The sequence below is a fragment of the Janthinobacterium sp. SUN206 genome, from assembly GCF_030587305.1.
Classification (GTDB): Bacteria; Pseudomonadota; Gammaproteobacteria; order Burkholderiales; family Burkholderiaceae_D; genus Janthinobacterium; species Janthinobacterium kumbetense.
Window position 1 is genome coordinate 1,066,759 of record NZ_JAPWIB010000001.1, and the last position, 18,292, is coordinate 1,085,050.

Here is an 18,292-nt window from a genome sequence, read left to right on the forward strand (position 1 = left end):
GTGTTAAATGCATGCCAATCCTAGCGCTCCTGTGCGGTGCTGTCACCCACCCCGATTGCTCAAAAGTTATGGCAAATCAGAGTTGACCTTCTTGTTCTGGTGGTAAATAAACAGCGCATCGAGGCGGTCAATGACCGACTCCTCGAACGGATCGAAGCGGACGCCGTGGCGCGCCTGCCAGGCCAGTATTTCAGCGCTGGCGAGCGCGTTCACGGCCATGCCGCACTGGCGTTTCTGGTTCAACTGGGTGAACCAGGTCCAGATGTAGGCCAGCTCGGCCGGCAGCTGAGGCACCGCGGGCGCCTCGGGCGCCCGATAAAGCGGGTTTTTCCGGGCGGTTTCCAGATGATCGCCCTTGGCGTTGCCGTCGCCTGCCGCTGCCGCGCGATCAAACAGATGATCGGCGTACAGCAGCAGGGCCTGGATCAAACCTTCAAAAAATTGGCGTCGTTTTCCAGGGCGGTCGTAACGCGGTCCTGCCAGGTCGGGTACTTGTCAAACGCCGCGTCAATCATGCTCTTGTCGAACGGCACGGCCGCGCCGTTACTGGTGAAGCCATACCAGTCAACGGCCACGGCCAGCGCCATGCGCTTCTGGTTGTCGTCGATGACGCTCACCAGCTGATTGGAGCCTTCGTCAGTCGAGGCGTCGATGGCCGTCTTGCGCTTAGCGGACTTGCGGTAGTCGAAAGCGCACGTGACGATCTTGTTTTTCTCGCCATCATCGACCTTGGCAGAGGTGATCTTGATGCGACCCATGGCAATCGTCATCACCTCGGCCAGCGGCGCCGTACTGGCCGCCATGGCGTAGGCCAGCGGCAGCTCGACTTCTTGTTTGAAGTAGTCGATATAGGCAGAATCCTGCATCAGCACGGTGAACTGCCCCGAGCCCACCACTTTGCCGCGCGAGGCGGCCGTGGCGAACTTCGAACCGATCACCGGATCGATCTTGACCTGGCCATCCAGCGACAACGACATGCCCGTGCAGATTTGCGACGGGATGCCCGCCACCGACAGCATCGCGGTGGCGCTGGAGAACTTGCCGGTGCCGGGCGTGGCGGCCGGTGCCGCGAAGTACGCCGCCGGCGTGGTCGGGCCCTCCAGCTTGCCCATCAGGGTGAAGTCCATGCTCGTGATGCCATTCGGCTGCACAGCGACGTCAACCTTGCTGACCAACTGGTCGATGAAGCAGCGATTCACGGCAATGCCCGGATCCTGCACTTCCGCCGTGAACCAGTCCGTGGTGTGGCCGGTCAGGGGCGTGAAGCTGCGCTTGCCGGGCGCGGTCACGGTCACCGGGTCGCCCTCGACCTTCACCGTCATCGCGCTGCCGTCCATGAACTGGCCAGCGAGCTTCAGCGCCGTTGCCGACTTAACGAAGAAATTTTTGCCGTTGTTGGCGGCGCCGGTGGTCAAGAAGCCACCGATGCGCACGACGGTACCGGCGCGGTGACCGTCGGCCAGCCAGGAACCGGCGCTACGCGTCAGGCCCATTGCGCCCGATGCGATGGTGTTTTGCGCCGCGGTGGTACCGCCGGCCGTGAAGTCGCGGCGCAGCAGCGCGGCCAGCAGCACGGCGTAGGTGTCGCACGATGCTTCGCCTTTGATAGCGCCCGAGGTGCGGAAGTTGCCCAGGCGGGTATCGCTCTGTTGCTGGCTCGGGTCGATCTCGTTGCTCGAATACTTGTCGGCTTCCGTATCGAACGTCGCTGTCACGCGCGGATAGAGGCGGCCGGCAGCGGCCAGGGCCTTCGTGCCTTCTGCAGGTTGCTTGCCGATAACGAGCAGGCTGTCGATGCCGTTTGCAGTGGTCATGGTGTGGATTGCCTTTCTTTGGTCGAAAAAAAAGACCGCCGAGGCGATCTATGTGGGGTAATGCGGGTTACAGGTTGCAGAACCAGCGAATCTTGACCGGGACCATCCAACGGTCGCCGTCCTCGCGGCCATCCGCGATTTCAGGCGTGCGCTCGATCTGCACGGTCACATCACCCTTGGTGAAGCTTGCGCCGCGGCGGAACAGCTCCTTGATCATTTCAGCTCGCGCGCCGGCGCTGGCTGTGCCCTGGCCTGGCGGATACATCAGGCTGACCTGCCCGTCGTGGAGAGTTGCTCCAAATTCGTGAGGAGGATATTGGCGTTGACACGATCACCTTGCCTTCGAGCCACACAAAGACCTTACGGGCGCGTGTAATTCCAATCATCCCCGCGCTGCGACCTTGGCTCGCCCACTTTCCGCTTGAAGTGAGTGTTGATGGGCTGAAATCCGCTTGGCGCCGAGCGCGCGTGAAAGCGCGTATGGAGCATGTGAACTTTCATGACCTACGGCATTCTTGTGCCAGCATCATGCTTGGCTTGGAAGTCGATCTTTATACTATTAGCAAGATTCTCGGTCACAGCAATGTGCAGACGACCCAGCGCTATGCGCACCTCCAGGTCGATGCGCAGCGTGCTGCGTTGGATAAGCTATCGGTGCTAGTACAAACAAAAAATAAAATTACACAGGCCAATTACACAGGCACAAAAAAAGCCGATCACGTAATGTGTCGGCTTTAATTTAAGTACTTGATTTTACAGCGAATTCTTGGTGGGAAGTGCAAGTTTCGAACTTGCGACCCCTGCAGTGTGAATGCAGTGCTCTACCCCTGAGCTAACCTCCCGAAGCGAGGCGAATTATCGCATAGGTGTTGCGGCATCTGCAAGGGCTGGCGAGAGGAAATTTGCCACGCCCCCGTTTTTTCCTCAGGCGGCCGCTGGCGGCGACGTGACGGCGGTCCAGATGCACTGGCCTTTGGCGGCCTTGTCGAGGCCGACGATGGTGGCTTCGTGGGCGGCCAGTTCGTCGGCGCTGGCGCTCTGGAAGATGACTTCGGCCAGGGGCACGATTTCCAGGGCGGCGCCGTCGGCGGCCACTTCCACCTCTTCTTCCATGCTGAGGCTGTTTTGCCCGCGCGTCATGGCCAGGTAGACGTCAGCCAGCAATTCGGAGTCAAGCAGCGCGCCGTGCAGCTTGCGGTGGGCGTTCGAGACGCCGTAGCGGTCGCACAGGGCGTCGAGCGAGTTGCGCTTGCCTGGGTGCATTTCCTTCGCCTGCACCAGGGTGTCGATCACGCCATGCACTTGCTCGTGGACTGGCGGCAAGTTCAGGCGCTTGAATTCCGCGTTCAGGAAGCCGATATCGAACGGGGCGTTGTGGATGATCAGTTCGGCGTCGGCGATGTAAGCGCGAAACTCGTCGGCGATTTCCGCGAATTTCGGCTTGTCGCTGAGGAATTCCGTCGTCAATCCGTGGACGGCCAGCGCGCCCTCTTCCGAATCGCGCTCGGGATTGATGTAATGGTGGAAATTATTCCCCGTCAACATGCGGTTGTTCAGTTCGACCGCCCCGATCTCCAGGATGCGGTCGCCCGTGCGCGGGTTCAGGCCGGTGGTTTCAGTATCGAGGACAATTTGACGCATGGCAGATTCAGTCTTAAAAGCAAAAAGCGAAGGGCACAGTATAGCAAACCTGTGCCCTCCGGTTACATCATGGCATGCCCGAATGCTCAACAAAACCGTAGCGAGCGGCAGTGATTTGTGGCAGAGAAGCGCAACCGTACTTTAGTACGGTGAGCATCGCAGGCCGCAAAGCGCGACGCGCAGCAGGTTTGGTTGGGCGTTCTCAGGCGCGCACGGTTTCCACGCCCAGGTTGGCCAGCTGATCGGCCCGCTCATTGCCCGGATGGCCGTTATGGCCGCGCACCCAGCGCCATTCCACTTCATGCACGGCCTGGGCCGTATCGAGCGCCTGCCACAAGTCGACGTTTTTCACGGGTGCCTTGGCGGCCGTTTTCCAGCCGCGCGCTTTCCAGCCGTGGATCCATTCGCTGATGCCCTTTTGCACGTACTGGCTATCGGTATACAACACTACCTGGCAGGGACGTTTGAGCGCCGTCAAGGCTTCGATCACGGCCTTCAATTCCATGCGGTTATTCGTCGTATTCAGTTCCCCGCCGTAAATTTCTTTCTTGGCGCCATCGGCCACCATCAGCGCGCCCCAGCCGCCCGTGCCGGGATTGCCCTTGCATGCGCCATCGGCGTAAATCTCAACCTTATCCATCTTGCTGCTCCCGCCTTTTATTCGTGACCGGTGCGCCTGCGGGCGCCGTCGCCGGTTTCTTGGTCCACGCCGGACCGATCAAACGCATCCCTTTGACGCGCTTGATCGCCTGCACTATATACACTGCGCCCAGATATGGCCACCAGCGCGCACCGGCCTTGTCCATGAAGGCGTTGCGGCGCAGCCATTTTTCTGTCCTGCAAGCAGGTGCGTAGCAGCCGAAGTGGCTTTGGCTGACGCCCATGTTCAGCAATTTTAACCAGTCTTTCATGCGCGGCATAGAGATCAGCTCGCCCGCCTGCGGCAAGTAATGCCGGCCCGTGACCCGCCCCAGTCCCTGGCGCATGCCCCACAGGCTGGCCGGATTGAAGCCGCAGACGATCACGCGACCTTCCGGGATCAGCACGCGCTCGACTTCGCGCAAGACCTGGTGCGGCTCGGCGGCAAATTCGAGGACGTGCGGCAAGACCACCAGGTCCAGGCTTTGCGAGTCGAACGGCAGCTCGTCGAAGGCCGACACGAGGGTCAAACGGCTTTCCTGCGGCGGACGCGACGGCAGGCGCGCATCGAGCAGCCATTTGTTCGGCATGCGGTTGGCCGCCAGCGCATCGAGCTGGGGCAAGCCGATCTGCACGGCATTAAAACCGAAGATATCGACAGTCAGGCTGTCGAGGCATTGCTGCTCCCAGGCACGCACGTACAGACCGGCCGGTGTCTGCAGCCAGCCGTCAAGCGCTATAATGGATTTTTCGGATGCCACACTGTCCATTCAGTTTTCTCTTTTGCTCATGACACACTCCCCTGAACACGCTTTATCGGTACTTGCCGTGCCCGCCTTTGCCGACAATTACCTGTGGCTGATCCATGACGGCAGCCATGCCGCCGTGGTCGACCCCGGCGATGCGACGGCCATCCTCGATGCGCTGCAAGCCCATCAGTTGACCTTGTCCGCCATTTTACTCACGCATCACCACGCCGACCACACGGGCGGCGTACCTGAATTGTTGCAGCATTTCGCCGTCCCCGTCTTCGGCCCGCGCAATGAGGCTATCACAGCCATCACGGAACCGCTTGCCGAAGGCGATGTCGCCCACGTGCCCGAACTGGGCTTGCAACTGACCGTCATCGACGTGCCCGGCCATACGAAGGGCCATATCGCCTACGTGCGCCAGCGCGACGAGCGTAGCGGCGCACCCTGGCTGTTTTCCGGCGACACCCTGTTTGCGGGCGGCTGCGGCCGCCTGTTCGAAGGCACGCCGGGCCAGATGGCCGACTCGCTGGGCAAGCTGGCCGCCCTGCCCGACGATACCGAGGTATTTTGCGCGCATGAGTACACCTTGTCCAATCTGCGCTTCGCCAACGCCGTCGAACCGGGCAACCAGGCCTTGCAGGAACGCATCGCCATCGACACGGAAAAGCGCCAGCAAGGCTTGTCCACCGTGCCGTCGACCATTGCCCTGGAGAAGGCCACGAATCCCTTCCTGCGCTACCGCGAACCGGCGATCCTGACCAGCTTGAAGGTGGAAGGCAAGCTGGCCACCGATGCGTCGCCCGTGGAAGCATTTGCCGCCTTGCGGATGTGGAAAAACAGCTTTTAAGTCCGCCCTTCCGCCATAAAAAATGGCTATGTCACCGTCAAATGTGGGAATGCTCCCAGTGTTGCTTTCAATAACGTTTCTGGTGAGCGGATGCGCCTGGCGTCGAGTATCCAGCGCCAGCCCAGGTAATTCGGCAGGTAGCGCGTTGCCACGCCGCGAAAGGGCCGCAGCCAGTCCCGCAGACGGCTGTGATACGCATTGACGTTCTGCACATGCGCGGCACCCTGCACACGGATGCCTGCGCGCAAGTTGACGGCCTGGTGGCTGATGCCCGCTTCCCTGGCAAACGCCCGGTAGGCGGCATGGCCATCCGTTACCAGCAGGACATCCTTATCGATGACGGGCAATAAACAGCGGTGCAGCTGTGCCTTCGTCAACGCCCCTTTGCCCGTGATGAAATCGAGGGTCTGGCCTGTGCGGTCGCGCACCACCAGGATACAGACCTGCTCATCGGAAATGCCGCGCTGGCGGGCATGGCCGCCCCGGCGGCGGGCCGGACGCGTCATCTGCCTGGATCCCTTTTCCGATTCCAGCACATATAACTCGTCTGCCTCGGCAATGCCATGCAGGCCATGCGGCCGATCCGTCCTGGCGACGCGGAGAAAACGGTGGCGCCAGCGAAACGTGGTGTTGCGGTGCAAGCCCAGCTGCTGAGCGGCCTGACGTACCGACCTGGAATCGAGCAGGCAATCGGCATAGGCGATCCATAGGGCCTTGTGACGCAAGCGGGCCAGCGGCGTGCCCGTCAAGGCATTGAAAGTGCGCCCGCACGGCACACAACGGTAGCGCTGCAAGCCATGCGCATGGCCATGCCGGTGCAGCTGATGCAAGTGGCAGGCGGGACAGGCCAAGCGCGGCTGCGCCACGCTTTCCAGCAGCGCGACGGTCGCGTCATGTGGCGCGTTACCACGCAGCAAGGCCATGCCTGCCTGGCGCTGGCGCCGGTTCAGGTAAGCAAACTGTGCGATAAAGTTGATCCAGTCGGCTGGCTGCATGATCTACTCCCTGCGTGGTGAATATGCAGAGTCAGACAGCGCAGCCAACGGAAGATTCCGGCATTTCCCCTACTTGCCGATGACAGAGCCTAAAAAATCCCGGCAGATGCTTGTATGCATCGCCGGGATTTTTTTATCGATCTAGTTGATCAGGATCAGATTTCTTCATACAGCGGCAAGGTCAGGAATTCGGCGAACGATTCCGACGTCGACATTTCCTCGAAAATCTGGCCGGCGCGCACATAGGTCGGGCCGTTGCCGCCCGGCGCATCGCGCTGCACCTTGGCCAGCTCTTCCGGAATCATGGCGCGCACCATCTCGGCCGTCACCTTGCGGCCATCTTCCAGCACGCCCTTGCTCGAACGAATCCATTGCCACACTTGCGAACGGCTGATCTCGGCCGTGGCCGCATCTTCCATCAGGTTGTGGATAGGCACGCAACCGTTTCCGGCCAGCCAGCTGCCCAGGTAATGGATGCCCACGTTGATGTTGTAGCGCAAGCCCGCTTCCGTGATCGGCGCTTCCGGCTGGAAGTTCAGCAAGTCCGACGCTTTCACGTCGATGTCGGGACGCTGTTTCTCGATCTGGTTCGGCTTGTCGCCCAGCACTTTCGTGAACTCGCCCATGGCCAGTTCCACCAGGCCCGGATGGGCAACCCAGCCGCCGTCGTAGCCGTCGGTGGCGTCGCGCGCCTTGTCGTTGCGCACGCCACCCATGGCGATGTCGTTCTTTTCCGGATCGTTCTTGATCGGGATCAAGGCTGCCATACCGCCGATGGCCGGTGCGCCACGTTTATGACAGGTTTTCAGCAGCAGCAAGGCGTAGGCGCGCATGAACGGCGCCGTCATCGTGACTTTCGCGCGGTCGGCCAGGCAGAAATCCTTGTCCAGCTTGAATTTCTTGATGCACGAGAAGATGTAATCCCAGCGGCCCGCGTTCAAGCCCGAGCTGTGCTCTTTCAGCTCGTACAGGATTTCATCCATCTCGAAGGCGGCCAAAATGGTTTCGATCAGCACTGTCGCCTTGATCGTTCCTTGTGGCAAGCCCAATTCGTTTTGCGTCATGACGAAGATATCGTTCCACAGGCGCGCTTCCAGGTGCGATTCCATCTTCGGCAGGTAGAAGTACGGGCCGGCGCCGCGCGCCAGTTGTTCCTTGGCGTTATGGAACATGAACAGCGCGAAATCGAAAATGCCGCCGGAAATGCGCTTGCCGTCGACCAGCACGTGCTTTTCATCGAGGTGCCAGCCGCGCGGACGCACGACGAGTGTCGCGATCTTGTCGTTCAGCTTGTAGGACTTGCCATTTTGCTCCAGCGAAATCGTCTTGCGCACGGCGTCGAACATATTGATCTGGCCCGTCAGCTGGTTATCCCAGTTCGGCGTGTTCGAATCTTCGAAGTCCGTCATGTAGCTGTCCGCGCCGGAATTGAAGGCGTTGATGACCATCTTGCGCTCGACGGGTCCGGTGATTTCCACGCGGCGGCATTCCAGCGCCTTCGGGATCGGCGCGATCTTCCAGTCGCCGTCGCGGATGTGTGCGGTTTCTGGCAAGAAATCAGGACGCTCGCCCGCGTCGAGGCGCTTGGCCCGCTCCACGCGCACGGCCAGTAATTCCTGGCGGCGCGGCTCGAAGGCGCGCGTCAGCTTGGCCACCAAGGCCAGCGCGGCCGGCGTCAGGATCTGTTCATAGCCGGGCTGGATTTCACCCGTGATTTGCATGCCTTCGGGAAGTGCGATCGTGTTCTGCGTCATGAAGTTCTCCGGTTTTTAGTAAATATAAGCAAAGGTAATCTGGTGATCCAAGTATAAGCCGAACGACTGCGCAGGCAAGCTGGACAGAGGCGCAAAAACACTCTGCCGGGCGGCGCATTTGTTCTATAGTATTGCACTATAAGGCATGGAAACGAGATTAAAAATCACTTCATCTATGCGTTTTTATCACAAGTGATGGCATTGCGGGAGCACGACATGGGCCAGTTCAGACAAATATCAACCTTCGTGGAAGTGGTGGCCAAGGGCAGCCTGTCGGCCGCCGCGCGCGCGGAAGGCATCGCGCCAGCCATGATAGGCCGGCGCCTCGATGCGCTGGAGCAGCGCCTGGGCGTCAAATTGCTCCAGCGCACGACGCGCAAGCTGGCCTTGACGAATGAAGGCGCCGCCTTCCTGGAAGATTGCCAGCGCATCCTGGGCGAACTGGAAGAGGCGGAAGCGGCCGTGGCCGAGCGCAGCGTGAAGGCCAGCGGCCACCTGCTCATTTCCGCGCCGGCCGGCTTCGGGCGCCAGCATGTGGCGCCCCTGATCCCCTCGTTTGTCGCCGAGCACCGCGACGTGACGGTATCGCTGAATCTGAACGACCGCCTCGTCGACCTGATCGGCGAAGGCATCGACGTGGCCATCCGCATCGCCAGCCTGTCCGATTCCTCGCTCGTGAGCACCAAGCTGGCGGACAACCAGCGCGTGCTCGTCGGCTCGCCCGCCTATTTGAAACGGGCCGGCACGCCCCGCATCCCGGCCGACTTGGCGAAACACAATTGCCTGGCGATCAGCAGCGAAGGCAGCCAGCGGGGCTGGACTTTCCGCGAAAACGGCAAGAATGTGATTTTAAAAGTGGCGGGCAATATGGTCTGCAACGATGGCGAAGTGCTGCACGACTGGGCGCTGGCCGGCAAGGGCCTGGCGTGGCGCTCGATGTGGGAAGTGGGTGCCGAGATCGCCTCGGGCCAGCTGGTGACGGTGCTGGACCAGTTCGCCGCCCCGGGCAACGATATCTACGCCGTGTTCGCCCAGCGCCGCCACTTGCCGCTGCGCATACGGGCGTTCGTGGATTTTTTAAGGCACTCATACTCACAGCCAGACTACTGGCGCGAACGGGCTATCTGAGGACGCGGGAGCGAACCTGCTGCGCGTCGGTTTTGTCCCGCTTCGTGACATCAATGGGAACACCGCAGAGCTCGGCTTAGAGACTTGCGCTGACCAGGCAGGCCTACCCGGAGGCAATGAGGCAAAGTAGGCGAAAGACAGCCGCGCAGAGGCCGCGTAGCCCATCAAACGCACGCAAAACCCATGCCTCACGGAAATTCAGGCGAAAAAAAATCCTCGGAGACCGAGGATTTCTTTATTTCGTTTGATCCAGCGTATTAGATTGGCTGAATGTTCGAAGCTTGCTTGCCTTTAGGGCCAGCGGTCACTTCAAAAGAAACGCGTTGGTTCTCTTGCAGGGACTTGAAGCCGTTCGACTGGATAGCCGAGAAGTGAGCGAACAGATCTTCGCCGCCTTCGTCAGGGGTAATAAAGCCGAAACCCTTCGAATCATTGAACCATTTTACGATGCCAGTTGCCATTACAATTTCCTATTTCAGTTAAGTTGGGCTTGCGCCCGTTATATCGTTTGAAGCAAGAAAGAAATGACAGACAAACTGCACTACTACCTCGAATCCAACGATGCCCAATTATACCAACAAAACTGAGAAAAACCATTCTTTCGCAAAATAAACTTGCGAACACTACTTTAATAGCCAAATCCCCGTCTTGCGGCGCCCTGTACCAGCGGCATGGAGACACTATATCCTAATCTGCGACGCGGGTGCTTTGCGTTGTATCAAATGAATCATTGCAACCACATGACTATGCGCGAGGTCACCTAGGCGGTGAAATGGGTGGCCGCCGCGTCGCGTCCCGCCCAGTCCAGTAGCGCCACCACTTGCGCCCGCACGCCAGGCCAATCCGCCACCGCTTGCGCAGGGGCATTGAGCATGGCGCGCACCAGCTGTTCCAGGCGCCGGCACTCCTGCCCCAGCGCGGCAAAACCGAAGGTGGCGGCCGAGCCGGCCACCGCATGCAGCGCGCGGTGCAGCTCCGTCAACGGATCCAGGCGGGGGCCTTCGCTGTCGCAGCGGCCGCTTGCCTGCGTGATCGCCTGCATCAGGGCCGGCACGCCAGCCGCATATTTTTCATTCAGGGCGCGCAAACGCGCGCGAAAATCCGGGTCGATCAAGGTTGCCATCGCAATACTCGCCTGAACCGGTTTACTTGGTGCCGAAGATGCGGTCGCCGGCGTCGCCCAGGCCCGGCACGATGTAGGCGTGGTCGTCGAGGTGCGAATCGAGCGAGGCGCAGAACATCTTGACGTTCGGATGCGCATTCTGGAACACGGTCACGCCTTCCGGTGCGGCAACCAGGGCCAGGAAAATGATCTGTTCGTCCGTCACGCCCCGTTTTTTCAACACGTCGACGGCATACACGGCCGAATTGCCGGTCGCCACCATCGGGTCGCACAAGATGAAGGTGCGCTCGTTCAGGTCCGGCAGGCGCACCAGGTATTCCACGGGCATGTGGGTGGCCGGGTCGCGGTACACGCCAATGTGGCCCACGCGCGCCGATGGCACCAGGTTCAGCAAGCCATCGCTCATGCCGATGCCGGCGCGCAGGATGGGCACGATGGCCAGTTTCTTGCCGGCGATGACGGGCGCGTCGATGGTCACCAGCGGCGTCTTGATTTCGCGCGTCGTCAGCGGCAAGTCGCGCGTGATTTCATAGCCCATCAGCAAGGTGATTTCCTTGAGCAATTCGCGGAAGGTGCGCGTCGACGTGTCGTGCTCGCGCATGTGGCTCAGTTTGTGCTGGATCAAAGGGTGATCGGTAATGAACAAATTCGGGAAGCGCGGGTCTTGTTTCATATTGTTTTTCTTTCTATGCTAGCTGGCGCGGCGGCAAGCCTGGGCCGCAAGCGCGCTGTGTATCGATAAAATGATGGATTGCAGCATTATCCCAGCCCCCAGCCCGCCTGTGGCCGGAATTTTCGAAATAATTGCATACACAAGCGGAGGCAAACTCAGTACTCGCGCAGCGCGCGCGCCAGGATGGCCGCGCAATCGGTGCCTGCCGGCAAGCGGCCATACGCCCCGCCCGGCGCCTGCACCAGCCGCGACTGCAGGAACGCTTGCGCGACGAACGGCGGCGCATGGCGCAGCAGCAATCCCGCCTGCACGGCCAGCACGATGCGCTCGGATAATTGCCGGGCGCCAAATTCGTCCGTCTGCGGCCCATCCACGTCGGCCAGCAGGCGCGCGCGGTAGCCGGTGAAAATGGCATCGTCATCGCCGGCCAGCGCCAGCTCGGCCGCCAGGGCGTCGCGCGCGGCCGGCGATTTGCCGAAGGCGCGCAAGACGTCGAGGCACATGACGTTGCCCGAGCCTTCCCAGATCGAATTGACGGGCAATTCGCGATACAGGCGCGCCAGCGGCGCCTCTTCCACATAACCGGTGCCGCCCAGCACTTCCATCGCTTCGAAGCCGAAACCGGGACCCCGCTTGCAAATCCAGTACTTGCCGGCCGGCGTGAGCACGCGCGCCAGCATGGCTTGCCCTGCATCATCCTTTTCATCGAAACAGCGGGCCAGGCGCAGCGCAAACGCCGTGGCGGCTTCCGATTCCAGCGCCAGGTCGGCCAGCACGTTTTGCATCAGCGGCTGTTCGGCCAGCGGCTTGCCGAACACGGCCCGCTGGCGCGCATGGTGCAGCGCCTGCGTCAAGGCGGCGCGCATGATGCCGGCGCTGCCCAGCACGCAGTCGAGGCGCGTGTGGCTGGCCATTTCCAGGATGGTCGGGATGCCCCGCCCCGGCTGCCCCACCAGCCAGCCGTAGGCATTCGTAAACTCCACTTCCGACGAGGCATTCGAGCGGTTGCCCAGCTTATCCTTCAGGCGCTGCACGCGGATGGCGTTACGGCTGCCGTCGGGCAGGTAGCGGGGCAGGAAAAAGCACGACAATCCCCCCTCGTCCGCCTGCGCCAGGATCAGATGCGCGTCGCACTGCGGCGCCGAGAAAAACCACTTGTGGCCGACGATGCGCCAGGCGCCGGCGGCCTCGTCGCCGAACAGCGCTTGCGCCTCGGCCGGCGGCACCTGCGTAGCGCGCGTGGTGTTGCTGCGCACGTCGGAGCCGCCCTGCTTTTCCGTCATGCCCATGCCGATCAGGGCGCCCCGTTTCTGCTCCACGGGCAGCGAGCGGGGATCGTAGTCGCGCGACAGGATTTTCGGCAGCCAGCGCTGCGCGATTTGCGGCAGATCAAGCGCCTGGCGCAAGGCCGGCACCGAGGCATACGTCATCGTCACGGGACATTGCGTGCCGTTTTCCACCTGCCCCACTAATAGATAAGCGGCCGCGCGCGCCACCTGGGCGCCGGGACCGGGCGACGCCCACGGCGAAGCGTGCGCGCCGGCGCCCACGAGGATGGCCATCAGCTCATGCCAGGCCGGATGGAACAGCACCTCGTCGATGCGGCGCCCGGCCCGGTCGAACTGCTGCAGCTCGGGCGTGTGGATATTGGCCAGGCGCGCCAGCGCATAGGTCTCGGCGCGGCCCAGCCTGTCGCCCAGCGCGTCGAGCTCCTGCAACGCCGCGCCGCCGCCCTCGCGCAGCAGCGCTTCGATCAGCGCCGGGTCGCAGGCGAACAGATTGACATTTTCAAAGGGCGTGGCCTGGTTGAAAACTTCATGCGTGTCAAAGGCATTCATGGAGGTCTCCCGCGATTTGTTATCATGGCGCCCTTGCCGTCGCTGGCGCACCGTCAACACCGTCTGCCAGCCAGACTAGCGCAAAGCGCATGACGGGGCAAGCGCGCCAGTGGAAGCAAGCGCAGATAAATGTTTCCATGTGGAACGAAAATGCCTGCGTGTGTCGCGCGGCATGATTTTTTTCATGGAAGGCAGGAATATTTACAAAACCTGAAGCAATGTTGCTCTATTTCATGTAATCGGGTGCTTTTCAATGATACATTTCGTGTGGATCGCGTTCCGATAGCCGCCTTCCGGCCACTATGGCACGCGTCACGCACGATGCATTCTTTCCGTTGGCGCCCTGCCCTGCAGCGAGCGCCGGCACTGATAACAAAAAGGTAAAAGCCAGCACGATGTTTTCCAGTACCCCATCCGCCGCCCACCGCGAGGCTCGCCACGAGTTGGACAACCTCATGGAAGAGGCAGGCGACGTCGTGTTCCGGCTCGATACGGACGGCCTGATCCTGTTCGCCAGCAAGCGCGCGGCCACCCTGTTTGGCGCACCTGCGGGCCTGTCCGGCCATTTGCTGCTGCCGCTGGCCGCCGAAGCGTCGCGCGCGGCGCTGCAGGCGGCGCTGGAAGACGCCCTGGAAGAACCGGGCCGCCTGGAAGTGCGGCTGCAGACGCCGGACCAGGAAATCTGGTTCGAGCTGCGCCTGTCTTCATATATGAACGCGGCCGGCGTGGCCGAATTGCTGGTGGTCGGGCGCGACACGTCGGCCCAGCACAATACGGAAGAACGGCTGCGCCACATGGCCACGCACGATGCGCTCACGGGCTTGCCGAACCGTTTGCTGCTGTCGGACCGCATCCGCATGGTGATCGCCCAGGCCGCCCGTTCGGGCCAGGGGTTTTCCGTCGCCACGATCGGTCTCGATGGCTTTAAAAAGGTCAACGATGGCCTGGGCCACCCCGTCGGCGACGCCGTGCTGCGCCTGGCGGCGGCGCGCCTGCGCAAGACGCTGCGCGACAGCGACACCCTGGCGCGCGTGGGCGGCGACGAATTCGTTGCCGTGCTGCCCGGCAGCGCCACGGACGCGCAGATCAAGCTGGTGACGGGCCGCCTGCTGGCGACCCTGCAGGCGCCGTTCGAAGTCGATGGCCACACGATCTACGTGGGCGCCTCGGTCGGCGTATCGATCTATCCGCTGCATGCGGAAGATGAAGTGCGCCTGGTGGCGCTGGCCGATGCTGCCATGTCGCGCGCCAAGGAAACGGGCAAGGCCCGCTGCCTGGTCTACAGCCCGCGCCTGAACGGCCCGTCGGAACACGATATTTCGCTGGAAGCGGCCATGTTCCACGCCGTGCGCGAAGGCGAGTTTTTACTCTTTTACCAGCCCATCGTCGATGCGCACACGCGGCAGATCCAGGGTTTCGAAACCCTGATGCGCTGGAAGCACCCGACCCTGGGCCTGGTGCCGCCCGTGCGCTTCATTCCGATTGCCGAAGCCAATGGGCTGATCAACCTGCTGGGCGCCTGGGCGCTGAAGGCGGCCTGCGTGCAGCTCAAGCAGTTCCAGGAAGTGGCCAAACGGCCGCTGTACATCTCCGTCAACATCAGCCCGCGCCAGTTCCGCAACGACAAATTCCTCGATATCCTCGACGACGCCATCGCGTTTTCGGGGCTGTCCGGCGAACACCTGGTGCTGGAAATTACAGAAGGCACCCTGATGATCGACCCCGTGCATGCGGAAACCATCCTCGTCAAGATGACGGAGCGCCGCGCGCGCATCGCCATCGACGATTTCGGCACCGGCTATTCCTCGCTCGCGTATCTGAAGCGCTTCCCCATTTCCGTGCTGAAGATCGACCGCACCTTCATCAAGGACTTGCCCGAATCGAGCAAGGATGCGGCCATCTGCAACACCATTCTCGACCTGGCCAAGCATTTGAACCTGTCCGTGGTGGCCGAGGGCGTGGAAACCGAGGAGCAGATGCACTTCATGGAATCGCGCGGCTGCCAGTATGTGCAAGGCTACCTGACGGGCAAACCGATGCCGGCCCACGCCGCGCTATCGGCCTTGAGCGACAAAACCTATGCGGCGCTGGTGCCTGCGCCGTCTGCCAATGAACCGCGCGGAGGGGTGCAATGAATCCAGGTCATTTCACGGCGCCGACACAGCTCGGCAAAAACACCCTGGACCTGCTGTGGGCGCGCACGCGCCAGCAGGGCGACATGCCTGGCTTCGCGAAGGCCATCAGCGCCATCCTCGGCGCCATGCGCGGCGAGGATGACCACGAATTCGACATCACGCAAACGGTGCTGTCCGACCCTGTCCTCACGCACAAGGTGCTGCGGCTGGCCAACAGCGGCATGTATTCCGCCTTCGGCCAGCGCGTCAACACGGTCTCGAAGGCCGTGCTGGTGCTGGGCATCGATGCCATCGGCCACCTGGCGCTGGGACTGAAACTGATCGAGGAGCTGTCGCAGGCGTCGCCCGATTCCGTCAGCGCCCACGTGGAAATGGAAAAGGCCGTGCTGGCCGGGATGGTGGCGCAGCAGGTGGCCACCAGCGCCGGCAGCCTGCAGGCGGAGCAAGCCGTCGTCTGCTCGATGCTGCACACCCTGGGCCGCATGATGGTGACGTTCTACATGACGGACTTCTGGGCGCGCATGCAGGCGCATGCGGGTCCCGGCAACGAGGCGGCCGCCGCGCGCGAAATCCTCGGCCTGTCGCTGCCGGAAGTGGGCTATGCCACGGCCGCCCACTGGGGCTTGCCGCAACACCTGATCAACGGCATGCGTCCGATGGACCCGTCGCCGGACAATGCGCCCGTCAGCGGCGCCGACTGGATGGCGGGCCTGTCGACGATGGCGGCGCGCTGCGCCGACTCGCTGTGGCATGACGATGCGGCCGGCGCGGCGCAGGTGCACGCGCTGATCGACGATTATGCGGGCACCCTGGGCATCACCGCAACCGACCTGGTGGTGGCCGTGGACAAGGCCAAGGCGATGGCGGCGGCCGACCTGTCGATCGCGCCCCTGTCGAAACCGGCGGAACGGCGCGCGCGCCAGCTGGCGTCGACGCGCATGCGCGCCGAAGGCAACCGCGTGCTGATCGGCGGCCTGGCCGACCTGCGCGGCGCCATCGGCAGCGCCAGCCCGGGCCAGATGGTCTCGATGGCGCTCGAAACGCTGCACCAGGGCTTCGATTTTTCGCGCTCGGTGGCGTTCGTGCGCAACCACAGGGACCATCTGTATTCAGCGCGCATCAGCATGGGCGAAGGCATGGCCGACCTGCAGGACCTGATGGTATTTGGCGACGCGTATGAACCAAACGTCTTCCACGCGGCCCTCAACAGCGACCGCGTGATCTTCATCGACAATGCGCGCGACCCGAAATTTGCCGCCAAGCTGCCGCAATGGTGGAAAGCGACGCTGTCCGAAGCGCGCAGCTTCGTCGTGCTGCCCCTGTCGGCCAACGGCCACCCCACGGGATTTTTATACGGCGACTGGGACGACAGCTTCCCGCCGATCCAGTTGAACCAGACGGAGTTCAACCTGATCAACGATATCCGGGCGTTATTGGTGCAGTCGGTGGAGATGCGCCACCAATTGGAATTGGTGGCAAATAAGGTGGCATGAGTACACCTGACCAAACCTACTGCGCGTCGGCATAGGCGGCCTGCGATGCTCACCGTACTAGAGTACGGTTGCGCTTCTTAGCCACCTCTCCCTTCCGCTCGCTACGGTTTTGTCAGGTGTCGCAAGTGTCGTTGTTAAACGAGAAAACGACCATCAAGGTCGCAGGTCGGATCAGGGCCGCAGGCCCGTCATCCGACAACATTCAGCTTATTTCAACTTCGGCGTCGAAACCGACACATCGCCGCACTGCGCGCGGTGCATCAGCGCGTGGTCGATCAATACCAGCGCCAGCATGGCTTCGGCGATCGGCGTGGCGCGGATGCCCACGCAGGGGTCGTGGCGGCCGAACGTTTCCACCAGTACGGGATTGCCCTCTTTATCGATCGAGCGGCGCGGCGTGCGGATCGACGAGGTCGGCTTGATGGCGATCGAGACGCTGATATCCTGCCCCGTCGAAATGCCGCCCAGGACGCCGCCGGCGTTATTGCCGATAAAACCTTCCGGCGTCAGTTCGTCGCCGTGCTCGGAACCCTTTTGCGCCACCGAATCGAAGCCGGCGCCGATTTCCACGCCCTTGACGGCATTGATGCCCATCATGGCGTAGGCGATGTCGGCATCCAGCTTGTCGTAGATGGGCTGGCCCAGTCCCACCGGCACGTTTTGCGCGATCACGTCGATGCGCGCACCGATGGAATCGCCGTCGCGGCGCAACTGGTCCATGGCCTCTTCCATGCGCGCGATCAGGTCCGCGTCGCCGCTGGCGGCAAAGAACGGGTTCGCATGCACGTGCTCCCACGACTGGAACGGCACGGGAATGTCGCCCAGCTGGCTCATGCAACCCTTGAACGTGGTGCCGTACTGCTGCAGCAGCCATTTCTTGGCGATCGCCGCCGCGCCCACGACGGGCGCCGTCAGGCGCGCCGACGAGCGTCCGCCGCCGCGCGGATCGCGCACGCCATACTTGTGCCAGTAGGTGTAGTCGGCGTGGCCGGGACGGAAGCTTTCCGCGATATTGCCATAATCCTTGCTGCGCTGGTCTTCGTTGCGGATCAGCAGGGCAATCGGCGTGCCCGTGGTCACTCCCTGGTACACGCCGGAGAGGATTTCCACCGTATCCGATTCCTGGCGCTGCGTCACATGGCGCGACGTGCCGGGCTTGCGGCGGTCCAGCTCGGGCTGGATATCGGCCTCCGACAGGATCAATCCCGGAGGACAGCCATCGATCACGCAGCCGATGGCCGGGCCATGCGATTCGCCGAAAGTGGTAACAGTAAACAGCTTGCCAAAAGAATTGCCGGACATAGTAGGAAGTGTGAGGACTGGAAAACTCAATTCTACCAGCCTGCGGGGCATGCCATGCCGCTAATGCCCCACCAGGACCGGATATTCCCCCGCCCGTCTCGCCATTTTAAAATCCCGCGTATTTTTTCATGTAAAAAATACCAAATAAGAGTTGCAAT

18 protein-coding genes and 1 tRNA gene are annotated in these 18,292 nt (G+C 62.0%); 5 read left to right on the plus strand and 14 right to left on the minus strand.

Annotated features, from left to right (window positions below; translation table 11 throughout):
- Window positions 1-66: 66 nt before the first annotated feature.
- The 3 genes from O3300_RS04675 to O3300_RS04685 all read right to left on the minus strand — a co-directional run bounded on the left by O3300_RS04675 (window position 67) and on the right by O3300_RS04685 (window position 2,079).
- Window positions 67-429 (minus strand): hypothetical protein, encoded by a 363-nt coding sequence (locus tag O3300_RS04675; protein ID WP_099667691.1) that lies wholly within the window; start codon window positions 427-429, stop codon window positions 67-69.
- Window positions 426-1,814, minus strand: a complete 1,389-nt coding sequence (locus O3300_RS04680; protein ID WP_099667690.1) for a phage tail tube protein — start codon at window positions 1,812-1,814, stop codon at window positions 426-428. Before O3300_RS04680 ends, O3300_RS04675 begins: the two co-directional genes overlap by 4 nt.
- 67 nt (window positions 1,815-1,881) lie before the next feature.
- The gene (locus O3300_RS04685; protein ID WP_099667689.1) at window positions 1,882-2,079 is read right to left on the minus strand and encodes a phage tail terminator-like protein; all 198 of its coding nucleotides are present in this window, start codon (window positions 2,077-2,079) and stop codon (window positions 1,882-1,884) included.
- 26 nt (window positions 2,080-2,105) lie between these two features.
- On the opposite strand from O3300_RS04685, the gene O3300_RS04690 reads away from it, so the two are divergent.
- Window positions 2,106-2,552 (plus strand): site-specific integrase, encoded by a 447-nt coding sequence (locus tag O3300_RS04690; protein WP_305052213.1) that lies wholly within the window; start codon window positions 2,106-2,108, stop codon window positions 2,550-2,552.
- 29 nt (window positions 2,553-2,581) lie between these two features.
- Here the strand turns inward: O3300_RS04690 and O3300_RS04695 are convergent.
- The 4 genes from O3300_RS04695 to O3300_RS04710 form a co-directional block, all read right to left on the minus strand.
- Window positions 2,582-2,656 (minus strand) — tRNA-Val (locus O3300_RS04695).
- Window positions 2,657-2,738: 82 nt separating this feature from the next.
- The gene (dnaQ, locus tag O3300_RS04700; protein WP_305052214.1) at window positions 2,739-3,455 is read right to left on the minus strand and encodes a DNA polymerase III subunit epsilon; all 717 of its coding nucleotides are present in this window, start codon (window positions 3,453-3,455) and stop codon (window positions 2,739-2,741) included.
- A gap of 202 nt (window positions 3,456-3,657) precedes the next feature.
- Window positions 3,658-4,095, minus strand: a complete 438-nt coding sequence (gene rnhA / locus O3300_RS04705) for a ribonuclease HI (RefSeq protein ID WP_034784447.1) — start codon at window positions 4,093-4,095, stop codon at window positions 3,658-3,660.
- The gene (locus O3300_RS04710; protein WP_289897638.1) at window positions 4,088-4,864 is read right to left on the minus strand and encodes a class I SAM-dependent methyltransferase; all 777 of its coding nucleotides are present in this window, start codon (window positions 4,862-4,864) and stop codon (window positions 4,088-4,090) included. The genes rnhA and O3300_RS04710 overlap by 8 nt, the downstream gene beginning before the upstream one ends.
- 19 nt (window positions 4,865-4,883) lie before the next feature.
- Between O3300_RS04710 and gloB the strand changes: the two genes are divergently transcribed.
- Window positions 4,884-5,693 carry a hydroxyacylglutathione hydrolase gene (gene gloB / locus O3300_RS04715; protein ID WP_305052215.1) on the plus strand — a complete coding sequence of 270 codons (810 nt, stop codon included), beginning with the start codon at window positions 4,884-4,886 and terminating at the stop codon, window positions 5,691-5,693.
- A 26-nt stretch (window positions 5,694-5,719) separates the two neighbouring features.
- Here the strand turns inward: gloB and O3300_RS04720 are convergent, their stop codons facing one another.
- Both O3300_RS04720 and aceB read right to left on the minus strand, forming a co-directional pair.
- The gene (locus O3300_RS04720; RefSeq protein ID WP_305052216.1) at window positions 5,720-6,688 is read right to left on the minus strand and encodes an IS1595 family transposase; all 969 of its coding nucleotides are present in this window, start codon (window positions 6,686-6,688) and stop codon (window positions 5,720-5,722) included.
- Window positions 6,689-6,843: 155 nt separating this feature from the next.
- Window positions 6,844-8,442, minus strand: a complete 1,599-nt coding sequence (aceB, locus tag O3300_RS04725; protein ID WP_305052217.1) for a malate synthase A — start codon at window positions 8,440-8,442, stop codon at window positions 6,844-6,846.
- Between the two features lie 216 nt (window positions 8,443-8,658).
- On the opposite strand from aceB, the gene O3300_RS04730 reads away from it, so the two are divergent.
- Window positions 8,659-9,570, plus strand: a complete 912-nt coding sequence (locus O3300_RS04730; RefSeq protein ID WP_035819455.1) for a LysR family transcriptional regulator — start codon at window positions 8,659-8,661, stop codon at window positions 9,568-9,570.
- Between the two features lie 257 nt (window positions 9,571-9,827).
- On the opposite strand, the gene O3300_RS04735 is transcribed toward O3300_RS04730, so the two are convergent.
- From O3300_RS04735 to O3300_RS04750, 4 genes are all read right to left on the minus strand, one after another.
- Window positions 9,828-10,031 (minus strand): cold-shock protein, encoded by a 204-nt coding sequence (locus tag O3300_RS04735; RefSeq protein WP_010398811.1) that lies wholly within the window; start codon window positions 10,029-10,031, stop codon window positions 9,828-9,830.
- 299 nt (window positions 10,032-10,330) lie between these two features.
- On the minus strand, window positions 10,331-10,693 hold the full coding sequence (locus O3300_RS04740) for an Hpt domain-containing protein (protein ID WP_305052218.1): 363 nt from the start codon (window positions 10,691-10,693) through the stop codon (window positions 10,331-10,333).
- Window positions 10,694-10,715: 22 nt separating this feature from the next.
- Entirely contained in the window at window positions 10,716-11,366 is a 651-nt protein-coding gene (upp, locus tag O3300_RS04745) for a uracil phosphoribosyltransferase (RefSeq protein WP_010398816.1), read from the minus strand.
- Between the two features lie 155 nt (window positions 11,367-11,521).
- Entirely contained in the window at window positions 11,522-13,204 is a 1,683-nt protein-coding gene (locus O3300_RS04750; RefSeq protein WP_305052219.1) for an isovaleryl-CoA dehydrogenase, read from the minus strand.
- 395 nt (window positions 13,205-13,599) lie between these two features.
- Here O3300_RS04750 and O3300_RS04755 point away from each other — a divergent pair, with 395 nt between their 5' ends.
- Window positions 13,600-15,339 (plus strand): bifunctional diguanylate cyclase/phosphodiesterase, encoded by a 1,740-nt coding sequence (locus tag O3300_RS04755; protein WP_099668486.1) that lies wholly within the window; start codon window positions 13,600-13,602, stop codon window positions 15,337-15,339.
- Window positions 15,336-16,832 (plus strand): HDOD domain-containing protein, encoded by a 1,497-nt coding sequence (locus tag O3300_RS04760; RefSeq protein ID WP_251348431.1) that lies wholly within the window; start codon window positions 15,336-15,338, stop codon window positions 16,830-16,832. The genes O3300_RS04755 and O3300_RS04760 overlap by 4 nt, the downstream gene beginning before the upstream one ends.
- A gap of 207 nt (window positions 16,833-17,039) precedes the next feature.
- Here O3300_RS04760 and aroC read toward each other — a convergent pair whose 3' ends face one another.
- The gene (gene aroC / locus O3300_RS04765) at window positions 17,040-18,134 is read right to left on the minus strand and encodes a chorismate synthase (protein ID WP_305052220.1); all 1,095 of its coding nucleotides are present in this window, start codon (window positions 18,132-18,134) and stop codon (window positions 17,040-17,042) included.
- Between the last annotated feature and the right edge of the window lie 158 nt (window positions 18,135-18,292).